The sequence below is a fragment of the Vibrio superstes genome, from assembly GCF_003569005.1.
Classification (GTDB): domain Bacteria; phylum Pseudomonadota; class Gammaproteobacteria; order Enterobacterales; family Vibrionaceae; genus Vibrio; species Vibrio superstes.
Genome location: NZ_BCUR01000004.1, coordinates 1,403,989 through 1,418,956, shown reverse-complemented (window position 1 = coordinate 1,418,956; position 14,968 = coordinate 1,403,989). Strand labels below are relative to the sequence as shown.

At 43.4% G+C, this 14,968-nt stretch carries 14 protein-coding genes; 7 read left to right on the top strand and 7 right to left on the bottom strand.

The genetic code is table 11. The features are described 5' to 3' along the window. Positions 1–118: 118 nt before the first annotated feature. Positions 119–1,432, top strand: coding sequence for a 6-phospho-beta-glucosidase (locus D5I41_RS14505; RefSeq protein WP_119011524.1), 1,314 nt, complete (start codon positions 119–121; stop codon positions 1,430–1,432). Positions 1,433–1,543: 111 nt separating this feature from the next. On the opposite strand, the gene D5I41_RS14500 is transcribed toward D5I41_RS14505, so the two are convergent. After that, on the bottom strand, positions 1,544–2,200 hold the full coding sequence (locus D5I41_RS14500) for an HAD family hydrolase (RefSeq protein WP_119010386.1): 657 nt from the start codon (positions 2,198–2,200) through the stop codon (positions 1,544–1,546). 174 nt (positions 2,201–2,374) lie between these two features. Here D5I41_RS14500 and D5I41_RS14495 point away from each other — a divergent pair, with 174 nt between their 5' ends. Both D5I41_RS14495 and D5I41_RS14490 read left to right on the top strand, forming a co-directional pair. After that, positions 2,375–2,695: a DUF4144 family protein gene (locus D5I41_RS14495; protein WP_119010385.1), complete on the top strand. Its 321-nt coding sequence runs from the start codon at positions 2,375–2,377 to the stop codon at positions 2,693–2,695. 228 nt (positions 2,696–2,923) lie between these two features. Continuing rightward, positions 2,924–3,115: a hypothetical protein gene (locus tag D5I41_RS14490; protein WP_119010384.1), complete on the top strand. Its 192-nt coding sequence runs from the start codon at positions 2,924–2,926 to the stop codon at positions 3,113–3,115. Positions 3,116–3,205: 90 nt separating this feature from the next. Here D5I41_RS14490 and D5I41_RS14485 read toward each other — a convergent pair whose 3' ends face one another. Then, positions 3,206–3,979 carry a homocysteine S-methyltransferase family protein gene (locus tag D5I41_RS14485; protein ID WP_235868923.1) on the bottom strand — a complete coding sequence of 258 codons (774 nt, stop codon included), beginning with the start codon at positions 3,977–3,979 and terminating at the stop codon, positions 3,206–3,208. 524 nt (positions 3,980–4,503) lie between these two features. On the opposite strand from D5I41_RS14485, the gene D5I41_RS14480 reads away from it, so the two are divergent. Beyond that, a complete protein-coding gene (locus D5I41_RS14480) occupies positions 4,504–5,505 on the top strand; it encodes a metal-dependent hydrolase (RefSeq protein ID WP_119010383.1) in 1,002 nt (333 codons plus the stop codon). Positions 5,506–5,534: 29 nt separating this feature from the next. Here D5I41_RS14480 and D5I41_RS14475 read toward each other — a convergent pair whose 3' ends face one another. The 5 genes from D5I41_RS14475 to D5I41_RS14455 form a co-directional block, all read right to left on the bottom strand. Beyond that, positions 5,535–5,921 carry a hypothetical protein gene (locus tag D5I41_RS14475; protein ID WP_119010382.1) on the bottom strand — a complete coding sequence of 129 codons (387 nt, stop codon included), beginning with the start codon at positions 5,919–5,921 and terminating at the stop codon, positions 5,535–5,537. A gap of 285 nt (positions 5,922–6,206) precedes the next feature. Next, the gene (locus D5I41_RS14470; RefSeq protein WP_119010381.1) at positions 6,207–7,838 is read right to left on the bottom strand and encodes a CehA/McbA family metallohydrolase domain-containing protein; all 1,632 of its coding nucleotides are present in this window, start codon (positions 7,836–7,838) and stop codon (positions 6,207–6,209) included. Positions 7,839–8,180: 342 nt separating this feature from the next. Further along, entirely contained in the window at positions 8,181–9,107 is a 927-nt protein-coding gene (locus D5I41_RS14465; RefSeq protein ID WP_119010380.1) for an IS30 family transposase, read from the bottom strand. Between the two features lie 308 nt (positions 9,108–9,415). Further along, a complete protein-coding gene (locus tag D5I41_RS14460) occupies positions 9,416–10,936 on the bottom strand; it encodes an ISNCY family transposase (protein WP_119008727.1) in 1,521 nt (506 codons plus the stop codon). A 558-nt stretch (positions 10,937–11,494) separates the two neighbouring features. After that, a complete protein-coding gene (locus tag D5I41_RS14455) occupies positions 11,495–12,358 on the bottom strand; it encodes a DUF302 domain-containing protein (RefSeq protein ID WP_119010379.1) in 864 nt (287 codons plus the stop codon). A 153-nt stretch (positions 12,359–12,511) separates the two neighbouring features. Here D5I41_RS14455 and D5I41_RS14450 point away from each other — a divergent pair, with 153 nt between their 5' ends. The 3 genes from D5I41_RS14450 to D5I41_RS14440 are packed head-to-tail and all read left to right on the top strand — an operon-like array spanning position 12,512 to position 14,959. Then, a complete protein-coding gene (locus D5I41_RS14450) occupies positions 12,512–13,267 on the top strand; it encodes a hypothetical protein (protein WP_119010378.1) in 756 nt (251 codons plus the stop codon). Between the two features lie 41 nt (positions 13,268–13,308). Further along, a complete protein-coding gene (locus tag D5I41_RS14445) occupies positions 13,309–14,553 on the top strand; it encodes an anaerobic sulfatase maturase (protein ID WP_119010377.1) in 1,245 nt (414 codons plus the stop codon). 25 nt (positions 14,554–14,578) lie between these two features. After that, the gene (locus D5I41_RS14440; RefSeq protein ID WP_119010376.1) at positions 14,579–14,959 is read left to right on the top strand and encodes a DUF4345 domain-containing protein; all 381 of its coding nucleotides are present in this window, start codon (positions 14,579–14,581) and stop codon (positions 14,957–14,959) included. The last annotated feature ends 9 nt before the right edge of the window (positions 14,960–14,968 follow it).

The following is a 14,968-nucleotide window of genomic DNA, read 5'->3' as shown; positions in this document are numbered from 1 at the left end:
CGCTTTGACATCACTCATGGATTAGACTTGCTAATTCATAGCTTTTTATTTCTGGTTTGTAAAGCCAACCTTAATGCTTTTAAATTACATCATCTTATCCATAGCGAGAATCATCATCATGAACCAGAACCTAAAAATTACTATTATTGGCGCAGGCTCTAGTTACACACCAGAGCTTATTGAAGGTCTGATCAAGCGTAATCACGAACTACCCATTGGTGAGTTATGGTTGGTTGATATTAAAGATGGTGCAGAGAAAGTAAGGATTATTGGCGAGCTCACTCGTCGTATGTTGGCGAAGAACGGCATGTCGCACATCAGTGTCCATGTCAGCCTAGATCGTAAGCCTGCACTTAAAGATGCTGATTTTGTTTGTTCTCAATTCCGTGCTGGCTGCTTAGAGGGTCGTATTCGTGATGAACGTATTGCGCTTAAATATGGAATGATTGGTCAAGAAACCAATGGACTAGGAGGGTTTGCCAATGCGTGTCGCACTATCCCTATAGCCTTGGAAATATGCCGTGAAATGGAAGAGTTGTGCCCTGATGCATGGCTGCTCAACTTTACGAACCCATCGGGTATGGTTACTGAGGCTATTTTAAAGCACACCAAGGTAAAAGCCGTTGGTTTGTGCAATGTACCTGTCATTATGCAAAAAGGCATTGCTGAAATATTAGGAGCGGACGAGCAAGACTTCGTATTGCAAGTTGCAGGGCTTAACCACTTTATCTGGGCTCGCCAAGTTTTACATAACGGTCAAGATAAGCTTCAAAATGTGGTAGATGCCATGCTATCTGGAAACGATCCTTTGGTTCCACAAAACATCCCTAAGTTTGAGTGGCCATCAGAATTACTGCGCAACATGGGCATGATTCCATGCGCTTACTTACGCTACTACTACACTAGCGAAGACATCATGGAACAAGAACAACAAGAAGCCAGCGGTGAAGGTACTCGTGGCGAAGTGGTGAAAGCCATGGAAAGACGTCTGTTCGATATCTATCAAAACCCTGAGCTAAGCGAAAAACCAAAAGAGCTAGAAAAGCGTGGTGGTCAATATTATTCGGAAGCGGCCTGCGAGTTGATGAGCTCTATTTACAACGACAAGCGCTCTATTATGCATGTTAATACACGCAATAATGGCACTATCCAAGGACTACCTGATGACTGCACCGTAGAAGTAAGCAGTATGATCACAAAGTCAGGCCCTGTACCTCTCAGCGTGGCGCCCTTTCCTAGCGATACCTTGCGCCTCATTCAGGTGTTAAAAGAGTTTGAATCTTTAACAGTTGAAGCTGCTGTAACCGGCAATCGTAACGTGGCGCATAGAGCCTTGATATTGAATCCACTGGTGACTACAGGGTCAATCTTGGAGAAAGCGCTAGAGGAAACTATCCAAGCAAACTTGGACTACATGCCTCAGTTTCGCTAAATTCTAGATAGCATTTCGATAAATAAGAGCGGATAAATGCATTGCAGAAGGTCTTACCTTCGCAATGCATTTTGTTATTTGGGACGGCCTAGATTACCGTCAACTGGAAGCTTAACCCGCTTGTTTTAGATGTTGCAGTACATCACGCATAGAAGGAAGAATTTGATGTCCTAGTGCGACTATCTCATCGGTTGGGGAAACTAGGTCTGGAACTTGATACATTTGCAAGTTTGCGTCAATACCAGAGCGCACACCATTGTTTGAATCCTCAAAACCTAAACATTGCTGTGGATCTATATTCAATCTACTTGCCGCCAATAAATAGATCTCAGGATCAGGCTTACCATGAGTCACCTCACACCCACAAGCCAGAACATCGAAGTAACTCTCTAGTCCCGCCAGTTTAAGCTTTGTTTTCGCCAAGCTTAGCTCTGTGGATGTAGCGACCGCTATCGGTATATTATTGTCCTTTAGCCAATCAAGAAGCTCTAGCACTCCCTCTTTAATGGGAATCGCCTGATGATGCGTGACATCGTGGTAATACTCCATCCACACTTTACGCAGTGCTGGATAATCCAAATCATCAGGATAGCCGGCACGGATAGTACGCTCTACGCCCTGGGCATTTTGGCCAATGATAGCAAGGTACTCCGGCTTCAAAAATTCAAGACCCAATGTATGGCATGCTTTTTCAAACGCATTCATACACACGCGCTCAGTATCAAGAAGCAGTCCATCCATGTCAAAAATTGCGGCTTTAAAGGTCATAGTTCTATCTCAAAGATCAGGAAACGAGATACTACTAAAATTATCTCATATAGCAAATCATCAAACTGCCCATCCCCTTGATAATGAGTTCACATACTGGGATAAGTAGAACACCTAGATGGTTAATGTTACGGTAGAAAAACAGGATTGTAGGTTTTGTTCTTGAGGAAGACGATGATTCAATGGCCATGTATTTTAAAGTTAGACGGTGACTCTGAACTACTATTTATCGACTCAAAATTAACGTTAGAGCAAGAATTAGAAGGACTCATTTGGGGTGATTCCGACTGTCTGATTGATAGCAAAGGCCAAAGCTACGCCATCAAGCAAAAAGGGGACACATATCTATTCGAACCCAATAAGGCATCGCTATCACTGCAATCCGTAACTCAATTGATTCAAGAGCATGAGTTTTCCAAAGCAGAAATGTGCCTGACGAAGATACAGTTTCTGTCCGTTGAAGAAGCCATACAATCACTAGAGTTTGAAAGATAGCCCTCAGGATAGAGTATGAATCTTCATCCCCAAGAGAGTTAACCCAACCAAGCATAGAGCATTTTCAAATTTGGAAAATTAGCTTACCTGTTATAAATGGATGTCGCGTTGACGAGCTTGTTTAAGAAGCGCATTCTTCTTATCCAAACAGGACAAAACATGCTCTCAATGAGATGGCATTCACGATTACATTGTTCTGTATAAAGCACTGATATAAAGGCCTGTAACATGAACAAAGTTTTTATGCTAATAATGGGATTGCTTTTCACCACACGACTGTACGCGAGTATAGTCCCGCACGTTAATGAACTAGAGCATGACGCCCCTATTCTCATTCGCTCGGCACTCATCGTCGGTGTAACGGGTTATCTTATTTGGGCGGCGTACAAGTACATCAAGAAGAACAAGGCTTCTGATTAAAATCGCCTGCAGCAACTAAGCTCAAAGCAGAAACTTCTAACAAGGCCTTTATGCGATATCGTTTTCGATATTTCTTCGCCTTATTAACCATCAATTCTCGCGTAGATTTATCATGATCTGTTCTAGATGTTCAAGGTTCGTCCCACAGCATCCACCCACTACTGATATCTGAGTATTGTGACGACAAATCTCTGCAACTTCCTTGCCCAATGCGAAGGGATCACCTGAATCCAATGTTTCACACCGATCCAATTCTGCATGGCTGCATTGTGAAGCATTAACCACGATACCTTTAATGCGTTGCTCCCATGGTTGCTGGGTGAATATATGTGAAAAGTGCGATGGATGGGCGCAGTTAATCATAAAGTAAGACGCGTAACGCTTCGTTAATCCATCAAGCTTAGCTAACGCGTCTTCAAGCGTTTGTCCGTTCGGAAGGTTGCCATCGAGTTCGACGGTAAAAGAGACAACAATAGGCATTTTTGCGTTTTTTGCTGCTAATACTATCCCTGCGGCTTCTTCGGGATAACTCAATGTGGCAGCTGTAATAAAGTCAGCTTGAGTCGACTTATAAGTGGCTATCTGTGTTGAGTGATAGTCTAAAGATTCCTTTTCCGTCATTTGATTATTTGCTTGATAACCGTCTTCTCGAGGGCCGATTTGTGCCGAGAGCAATGTAGGCAAATCGCCACATTTATCTCGCACTTGCGCCATTAGGTTGATGGCATCCAGATTAAAGTCTCGTAGCTGATGTTCATTAAGGCCAATCATTGCTCCTCGTTGTGAACTGGCTATCCATGTCATCGCATCCAAAATAACCGCTGTTTGATAACGTTTTGCCAGCGCTATGAGGTCGATATACATCTTTTCTATTATTGCACGAGTCGACGGTTCGGCGAGAAGTGGATAAGACGCATATCCGGGAAGTGGTTGATTATGGGTGAAGAGCAGCTCCGTATCTATTCCAGTGTAACAGAGGGTAGGTACTGTCATTTCTTCAACTAAATGCCGCCGATGATTCATTATAATGTGGCTTCTTATATGCATTGGTGTACATAAGACTAGTTCATAAGCGGTATGATCAATTAGTTTAGAGTTTGACAAAACGTTTAGTGTGTCTTTCGCCATGCGAGTTCTCTGCATGGTTGCACACAAGTACCAACTGATGTTTACGGACTATTGGATCTAGAATTCTAGTTATCCAGCACCGTTAGCAAATCATAGTTCAGCGCTTTACATCTAAACCCTTTTGTCTAATTTAGGCCTCTATTCCATCTCAACCCAATGCGATTAATCTATGCTAAAGAGTAACCTTGTTTCTAAACTAGGTTCAATTTTAAAACTAATCGCACTCCGTGTATCAAGCTACACCTACCGAAGAGTAAGTAATGGACCCATTAACGCAAGGATTGCTCGGGGCTTCTGTGCCTCAGTCGTTGACTAAGAAACAGCATATTGTTGTTGCTGGTGTATTAGGCGCGCTTGCTGGGATGGCCCCAGATCTAGATGTGCTTATACGTTCATCGAGTGATCCACTATTGTTTTTGGAATTTCATCGACAGTTTACTCATTCGCTGCTGTTCATCCCTATTGGTAGTTTTATTTGTGCATTGGTTTTGCATTGGTTAATAGCGAAACCGCGTGGCCTCTCATTTAAGCAAAGCTGGGGGTTTTGTGCGTTAGGTTACGGCACGCATGGGCTACTTGATTCCTGCACCTCCTATGGCACTCAGCTATTTTGGCCACTAACCAGTGAACGTTTTGCATGGAATACCATCTCTGTTATTGACCCTGCTTTTACTCTACCGATATTGATTTTGTTGGTATTTGCGACGCTTAAGAGAAATCCTTTATTGGCACGTATTGCCCTTCTATGGGGCTTAATCTATCTAACTCTAGGGGTAGTCCAGCGAGACAGAGCAGAAGCGAGCGCATGGCAATTAGTTAATGAGCGACAACATACCCCGCTACGCTTAGAAGCAAAGCCTACATTCGCAAACATTTTGCTGTGGAAGGTCATTTACGAAACAGAAGATAAATACTATGTGGATGCGATCAGATTGGGGGCATCGGTAAAAACGTATTCTGGCGAATCCATCGACAAGCTAAACGTTACAAAAGACTTTCCTTGGCTAGACCCGAACTCTCAACAAGCGAAAGACATCAAGCGTTTCAGGCAATTTTCAAATGGTTTTCTGGCACAAGATCCAGCCGATAAACTCAAAATTATCGATGTGCGTTACTCTATGGTACCCAATGAAATTAGAGCACTTTGGAGTATAAAACTATCGCACGAAGCTGATGCAAGCGCGCACGTTGAGTACACAACCCATAGAGACAGCGCGCCTGAGTCAAGGCAAGGCTTTTTACGTATGCTAACAGACTTTTAAACGAATCATTGAATGTCGAAGCCGTAGATTCACTGAAAATCTTGGATCAGCGTTGGCGTGTTTGAAAAGAAAACTTTTCCAAACAGAGATTTGTATTTCCACCCATGAGATCGTAGCCGCTTTGCCAAGCTTTTATTCTCAATGGTTGCCACTTCCACCCCTTGGTAATGGTAAGGGTGCTGTTTCACATAATCGATGAACTCGGTTAGAACCCCTTGCCCTCTCACAGAAGTATCAAAGTTAACCGACACGATTGAAAAACGCTGGCTACCAACGGGGCATCGAACAAAGCAATGTCCCAATGCATGGTTAATGGTTTCTGAAAATTCAGGGAAAGAGCGAGATTTGAATTCTTCGGATAATCTATCGTATTCAGCGCATAGGTGCTGTAAAAGTTGTTTTGCTTTCTGGTTCATAGTGGCTCCACTTTAAGGTTGAATGACTAAGTAGAATCAAACACCTTAATATTGTAACCACAGGTAGTAATATAAATTGCGGTAAACTTTTGCACTGCATATTTCCTCTTTTGAAGGTGCAGTGGGCAAGTAAAATAGTTACTCAATTCTATCTAGGGAAATTTAAAGAAGGATATTGGCGAGAAGCACTAGATCAGGTCTTGTGCGCCTATTAGATAAGTTTACTCAAATGAAAATTCGCTCCTTGAGCAAGGAGCGAATTAATCTAGACCTAAATTTACAAGACTACTTAACTTGAATGTATATAGGGTTGGCATAAAACCAAAGATCGCTCCAAGCTAGCTCTTCAGGTGATGAAAAACGTGCTTGCATATTGGCATTAGCGATAGGATTCCCTTGATCATCAAACTTCTCAAGATCTAATACCGGGTTGCCTTGATCATCAACATATCCAGGTGTCCCTTTCTCATTGTTGCTACCACGCAGTCGGACATACATATCACTTTCAACGCTATCAAGTGTCATACGTAAAGTGACTGTTCGACCTTCTTTGTTCCACACAGCATCACCCTTTTCAAAGCTTTTCAGAATGCGTGTCGTATCAGTAAATGGCTTTTCGAAATCTGGATCTTGTTCATTTACATAACCAGTCACCTCACCGCCAATCACGTCAACGAAGGCCACGTCGGGCTCTTGTCCTGAGTGATTTAACTCAGGGATATCGAAACGAATAGTTAACTCCACATCAGTCCCTGCATCAACACTAAGAGTATTACCCATCCAAGCTGTGTTACCCGCGCCTGTTGCTGCAAAATGTAGATTGCTTATGATATCGCCATGAGTCACATACATTGTGCCGCTTTTAAGTGCATCAACCAGACCTTCTCCAGACTCTTCTTGCAGATAAACATGAGTTTTGCTGTATTGATTCGGCCAAAAATCTTTAATAAAACTATGAAAGTCACTTTGAGATAGTACTGAGAACTGACGGCCTTCTGAAAGCAAGGCATCCCAAACGCCTCCAATACGTGTCGTCATGTAGTCAAAGCCACCGTAGGTTTGACCATTGTACGCAATGCCATACTCGTCTTCATATTCAGGGATGACAATAGGTTCAATCTCAGCATAAGATCCGCGTGCCCATGGATTACGTTGATGTCCAGGTGCCCCTTCCATACCAATCATTGCATTCGGTGCTGCGTTATGAAAATGACGTATATCACCAATCGTCACCTTGTGTTTACGAGAAGGGTGATTGAATGCAAAGACTGCATTATCGTGCTCCTCCAACTCACGAACAGCGTTGAGGCTATGTTCTAGCTCTTTGGAGTTGCCTCCTCCTTTAGCGTATTCATCATGAAAGTCAGCCAGCATATCGACATTGCCATCTTGATCAAGAATGAAAAGTGTCGCGTGTTCATCTGTGTAAGGAATGGTCCATTCCATTCCTTTAAACAGGTACTTACCTTCCGGTAATTTTTCACGGTATTCAACGATCTTCTCATACACCATGCTTATATTATGGCGACGATGACCTCCAACTTTGTCGTCTTCGTAATATTCTTTGGCATAATCATGACTATGCAGCTCTTCATTTGGCGTTGGATTAAGGATCTCTTCACCAGATACCGCTAAACGTGTCAGTGCATCGTTGATCTCATAAGCATTAAATCCAGAGTGATCCGTAGTCACGATGAAATCACCACCATAACGTTCAAATCCACGATCTAATACACCGGTAATAATATTATGGCCATCAGAGGCTGTTGAATGAACGTGCATATCACCAAAAGTCCATCGACCATCTGGCATTACTGGGAGAGTATTTGAATCGTTATTGTCATTAGATGCTGATTTACACCCGGTAAGAGCAATAGCTATCGAGATCGCCATTACTGAAGAAATTCTGTACTTCATTTTACTACTCAATGTCACTACCTAGCATTACGCACAGAATCCAAGGGGGGATAGGAAAAAACGCAATGAGATAGTTCGAAGAATAAAGCCCCCCGAAACAAGAGATGCAATTTACGAAGGTTTTATGACAGGAGCGTGCGTATTAAATTAGTTTTATATGAATTTATTGTTAACAAAGAGCTCTGGAATATTCGAGTGGGGTAACCTATTCGCTATTGAGCTTCACTAATGACCACTATTAAAGAAAAAGCGAGGCCATCAGCAAGGCATTGCGCTTTTGTGGTGCCCGAATTCAACTCCAAACTGCGACACTCTTAATTTTCAAGCAGCCGACATCATTTCTTAAAAAATGACAGCTGGCTGTTTGAACCCTAAACACTTTCTCGGACGATAATTAATCCGTTGTTGCGCCCTCTCAATATCGTCATCACTAACCGTTCTTAGGTCTGTTCCTTTTTTAACGTATTGTCGCAATAAGCCATTAGCGTTTTCATTCGCACCTCTCTCCCAAGAGCTGTAGGGGTGAGCGAAATACACATCGGCTTCCAGTGCATTTCCTATTTCTTCATGGCCAGCAAATTCTCGACCATTGTCTACTGTAATCGTATGCACGAAATCTTTATAAGGCATCAACATATCAATGGTTGCTTTCGTAACATCTTTCACTGACTTTGAGTGCACTTTTCTTGTCAGATAAAAACGCGTTTTACGCTCCAAAATAGTAACGATGGATCCTGTCCCGTGCTTGCCCAATACAGTATCAATCTCCCAATCGCCAATACGTTCTCGGTTCTCAACAATCTCTGGCCTTTCCTCTATCGAAATTGCATTTTTGATAGCCGGCGCTTTCTCTTTTTTGCCTCGTCGATACCGCTTGTGCCCTTGACGCAAGTGCCGATACAGCTTGCCACCCTGTCGCTTATTACGAGCAACGTAACGGTATATCCACTCATGGCTCACCTTTGCGCCAGCGCGCGTTAAGACATTAGATATTTGCTCTGGACTCCAATCAATAGTCAGCAAGATCTCTATAAAGTCTATACGTGACTGAGGTATTCGAAACTTGCGGGCATACCGTCGTTTCGCTACTGACAGTTGGTGTGCTCTGGCTGGCAAATAATGCTCTTTCTTGCCACATCGCTTGAACTCTCGATAAATGGTTGAGCGGTGGCATTTAACTGTTTTGGCAATCTCAAACACTGAAATTCCCCGTTCCAAAAGGGCAGAAATCTGATATCTTTTGCCCTCGGTCAACTGCTGATAATTCATGGTAGTACTGCTTGTTTCTTTGGCGAGAAGAGCGTACCACTTTCAGCAGTTGGCTTCCTCTTCTACACCTTGCCATGAATGTCGCACTTATTATCTGAAATCGGGGTGCTTCAACCGAGTATATGTGCTCAAAGCGCCTCAGTGTATAGTCACATCAAACTCATTGAGGCGTTGGTTTCTTGGGCAGATATTTGTTCTAAGCCTCATTCTTCGGCACGACTTTGTCATTACTGAGGGATCTTGACGGGATAAGTACCAACCGATTCTGTCATGCTCTTTCATTCTAGCTAGGATTGATACTTCTCGCCTTAAACCTCGATATTCAGCGATTGTGATTTTTTAATCCTAAGCTCTCTGGTATTAAGGTTTTCTTCCTTCCAGATGTTTTTAATCGTGCCGATACTCACGGTGATGTCATGTTGTTTTAACTCCATCATCAATTGCATCAATGTAAAGTAAGGGTTCTGTAGCGTCAGCTCGATAATCTTGTCTTCTGCATGCTCCGATATACGCTTCTTGTTGCGCTTGAGGGGTTTATTGATCCGTTTCAGACCTATAGGCCCTTCTTCTGCCATGATTTTCTGATAGGTATAAAGCGATTGGCGAGAACAGCCAAGGATACGGGCGGCTTTAGATATACTGCCGAGCTGTTCAACGAGTTCCAGTGCTTCAATTTTCCGCTGAACCTCTTTGCCATATTCACTGCATTTACGAGGCTCAACCAACTCCGTGATATCTAATCGGCGGTGGCCAAAATAAGCGCAGAATGTGCCATCGAACTGGCATCGGATCTCTATTTTTTGATTTTCAATAGAGTAACGAATGGGCGAATCGATGACATACCTTTTGTTATTAAAGCCGAACGTATGATCACGTCGTATTGTTCGATATTCTTTTTGTACGCAGATGCCATTCAGATCTAAATTGGGAGGTAAGCGCTTAAAAGCAGAGCGGGAACTTTTGGGCTGAACTCGAACCTTTTTATCCCAGTAATTAGGGATGAACTCTTCTTGTAGATACCGATTTGCACTCTCCATGTCGGTGACCTTGCGTACTCGTAGCTCTGGTACCAGCCTATCTTGGAAAGTATCGAATGATCGTTCGATACGCCCTTTCCCTTGTGGGGAGTTAGCAAAGATAATTTCAATACCGAGCTCTTCACAAGCTCGTTGCATCTGCGAGAAGTTGCTCCGTTTGGGACCACCGAAGATGCCCGCTCTATCGACGTAGAGCGTCTTAAATATCCCTCGCTTCTCAATGTAAGCTCTCATCACCTTCATGCAGCCTTCAGTGGTCTCCGAGGGAAAAAACTGAGCATGAATATCACTCGTAGCGTCATCAATCATCGCTATCAAACAAGATTTCTCATCCCCAAACCAACGATGAGGGCTCCCATCCATTTGAAGCATAAGCCCAGGTAACTCCATACGCTCTCGGTACTTTCTGACGCGGCTTCTACGTCGCTTTGCACGTTTAACATGATGGATATCGTGTGCCCAAGAGCGTAAAGTTTCACGCTTAATGACGATACCTTCATTCTTTTTGAGAACTTCAGAAAGATGCTGCAAATTGAAATCGAAGTACTTAGTTTGTATGAGGCTTTGAACTTCTTTCTTGAGCGATTCAGGGATCTTATTGGCTGGAGTTCGCCCTCGATTACCGTGAATGATGAAGCGAATACCTTCTTTCCGATATCGACAGAGATAACGTTCAACGGTTCGACGAGACTTGTTGAGCAAGGTAGTAGCGCTATTGATACTGATTTTTCCATCGATGATTTTGCAGATAATATCGACGGTAAATTGGGATTTAGAATCCATATAGAACATCCTTCGCCCCTTCTAAAGCTCCATTAATTACTTTAAAAGGTAAGCTAAATGAGTTCCGTCAAAATCCCTTGGTAGTTAATGTAATGACAAAGTCGCTTGGTAATTAAGGTACGACAGAATTGCTTGGTGATCACATTCTTCGGCACGACTTTCTAACACGTGATTGGACAGAAGTTTGCCAGTGATCTTGCTAAATTAGTATTTAACGGATTACCTAAGCTATTGTGAAAGGTCCAGTCTTTTGGTCAAACTCCATCAACCACTTAAACTAATCGCTACCTTTCCAAACTCCCAAAGCTTCATATACAACCGTAGTTTACTGCGTCCTTGTGTTTTGGTTTATTTCATTTTTTCTTCATCCAAAACCCAAACCCTTTATGTTTCAGGCGATACTCGCCAAGTTTGGAAGGTTTTTCTTGCGAGGTGAAGTGACTTTGGACATCAATAAGGGTGACTGGGGATACCATACCGAACAAGAAGTCCAATCATTCATTCCTAGTTCATAAACTAGGCAGGGGATGTCCCTGCCAATTGATGACGTCTTGTATTGAGTGACTGCTATTTTTCAACGGCTTTTGAAACCGTTTTACCCAGCATGCCATTAACGACCCTGTGTGCTATCGCGGAATCGTCATAATGCAGACGCGCCATCTCAACTATGTCATTGTATGCGACCGTAACCTGCTCTCCGGTTTGATATACCAATACCTTTTGACCAAAGGTATCCAAACCAATGCTGAGGTGCTCATTCATCGCCTTAGCGCCAGGGCCTGGGGCTCCGAATACCAATAAAGTCGCCTTAGGTAAGGTCCCCCCTTGAACTTGAGCTCGCTTGGCAAAATCAAGGGTCAAAAACCAAATCGTTCCCTCCTGAGATAACACCGATGTCTTGATATTTTCGATTGTGGTTTCAAAGTCATAATCAGACACAATTCGACTGATCCCGTACCCTTGCGTTAAGCCTGCCGTGGAGGCTGGCGTCGCATTGGGAATATCTTCAACCAATTGTTTTACGGTTTGGTCAAAGGCTGTTAAAGACGGTTTATTGGTGATCCCGTGGCGTCTTGCTAAAAACTCAGCTGAGGTATATCGGGTTTTGACAACGCCATCTTCAGCATAATTCAATACTCTAAAGGGTAGATCCAACCCCGACTCTACGTTTTGTTGCAGTAGTTGAGCATTCAGCTTGTCGTCGCTGAACAAACTCACTCGACTCGCTGATAGGTCTTCCCCTGCATCGGCTCCTAGACGAGAGTGGTCAATAGACAGTACAGGCTCCAACTGCAATTGCTCTGCTTTTTTTGTGACCAACTCTGTTCTGGTATCTACAGCTGCAATGTCCTGCGGCGTCGATTCCATAGGGCCATGACTACAAGCCATTAAAACGATGGGACTTAACATCATCACTAGTGAATTTTTCATCATAACCATCCTTGGTGACTATTCTTATTCAAACCATAAACACTTTTGTTGCGTATAACCCTGATAATTAAATAAATATTGTTAACAATCTGCAACAAGACTACTATTTGAATTAAATTCTTACAACATTTCATACACATGGATCGTGACACTATGAAACAGTTAATCAAGAAAAATCTGCTGTGCATACCTTGTGCATTTTTCATCGCCCCAACTATTCACGCTCAAGAAGCAAAAGAGACTACGTCAGCGTGGCAGCACTCCATCGAGATCTACGCTCTGGCTCTGAATATTCGCGGTGATAGCCGGATTGGCGGTGTTTCAGCCGACGTCGATGTCAATCCTGAGTTCATCATAAATAATATCGACATGGGTGCTATGTTGCACTGGGAAACACTGTATAAAAATACATGGGGTTTTTATGTCGACTACAGCTATATGAAGCTGTCTGGTGATGGCCCCAGCAATGCAAATAACGAGATAAAAGTTAGACAGGGTGTTTTAGAGGCAAAAGTATTTAAACGTTACAGCTACAATTTTGGGTCTATCGATTACATGGCCGGTATAAGGTGGTGGGACAATGATATAGATTGGTCTATTCGAGGCCCAGATGGCAACTTAGATCTAAATCCCAATGTGAAAGAAGATTGGGTCGACTACCTCATTGGAGCCCGTCTAACCACCCCACTCAGTGAGAACTGGGATTTTTATCTCAATGGCGACATAGGTTTAAGCGGTGATACCAGTTTTACCAGTTCAATCCAAACAGGTGTTCGATTTCACATCAATGATTGGTCTGATTTAAACCTCGCCTACAAATCCACTTGGGTCGACTACGACAATGGCGACACCTTCGCGTACAACACTGCGTCCCAAGGTTTTTTGATCGGTTGGGCTGCTCATTTCTAGCTCACACTTTAGTTTTCACTCGATGTATAAGTGACACGTAAATGGAATTTCAGATACCGCAATACCAAGGCAAAGCCCACACTAAGTTTCAAGCACTGGCCAAACCCATAGGCGCAGTGTGTAACATTGATTGCTCATACTGCTACTACCTAGGTAAGCAACAACTTCTCGACTACGACAAGCGTGAAGAGAAGACAATGACCTATGAGTTATTAGAGGAATACATCAGACAATACATTCAAGGGCAAAACACCCCTGAAATCGTCTTTACTTGGCATGGCGGTGAGCCTACCTTACTCGGGCTCGACTACTTTAAAAAAGTGGTTGAACTGCAAGCAAAATACCTTCCTGAGCATTCCACTATCGTCAATGACCTTCAAACCAATGGAACGCTGCTCAATGCAAAGTGGTGCCAGTTCTTCAAGAAACATAATTTCTTTGTCGGTCTGAGTATTGATGGGCCTGAGGAGCTGCACAACCACTATCGTAAAAACCACGCCGGTCGTGGCACCTTTGAAAAAACCCTACGCGGGGCAAAGCTGTTGCGCGAATACGGCATACAGTTTGCGACTCTTACCTGCGTTAATGACGTCACCTCACAACACCCATTGAGGGTCTACCGGTTTTTGCGTGACGAAATAAAGCCCCAGCAGATCCAATTCATTCCTGTGGTCGACAAGAGTAACTCTGCGACTAACAGCCAATGGACCAGCAATGGTTCCAACGCCATTATCCCCGTGACACAGACCATGGAACCTTGGTCAGTCCAAGCCAAAGACTGGGGTGTATTTCTGAAAACCGTATTCGACGAATGGATGAAGTATGATTTTGGAAAGGTTTTCATTCCTTACTTTGAGAACTTTATTGGCATTTGGATGGGACAGCAGAGCACCATGTGCACTCTAGCAGAGCTTTGCGGTAAAGGCCTGGCTGTTGAGCCCAATGGCAAGGTCTACTCTTGTGACCACTATGTCTATCCGGAATTTGAAATTGGAGACATTACTCAAACTGACCTTGGCAAAATAGCGTTGTCTCGAAAACAAGCCGACTTCGGTTTAGCTAAATACAAATCTCTACCCAAGAAGTGCCAAAAGTGTGACTACCGCTTCGCCTGCCACGGGGAGTGCCCCAAAAACCGCTTCCTCACCACTGAAGACGGCGAACCAGGCCTGAATTACCTTTGCAGTGGCTGGCTGGATTTCTTCAACCATGTTGATCCCAAAATAAGCCAACTGCTGAAGATAAATAATAAATCCGTCACCCATGGCAAATATAAAACTCTGTAACCGCTTTTATAAACAAGGAACGCTTATGAACAAACACAAGATATTTCTCCTCCTTGCCACTGCCGGACTCATACCGATAGCACTTTCGTATGGGTTAGCCCCAAAGGTTTCTTTGCCATTCTTGTTTGACCTTAACGTAGATAGCATCGAGGTTACCCATATATTTCGAGCGGTAATGGGCTTGTATTTAGCTACTGCGGCGTATTGGGTGATGGGCGCGCTATCAGAAAAACACACTCGTGGCGCTCTGATCAATCTCATTATATTTATGTTTGGTCTTGCCTCTGGGCGAATACTAAGCATCGTTGTGGACGGTAATCCAAATGGAGTGTTATGGCTCTATCTGCTCCTGGAGTTCGGATTTGGCGTTTTCGGTTTAATGTTACTGAAAGACAAAACTGAATAGAAAAGCTTT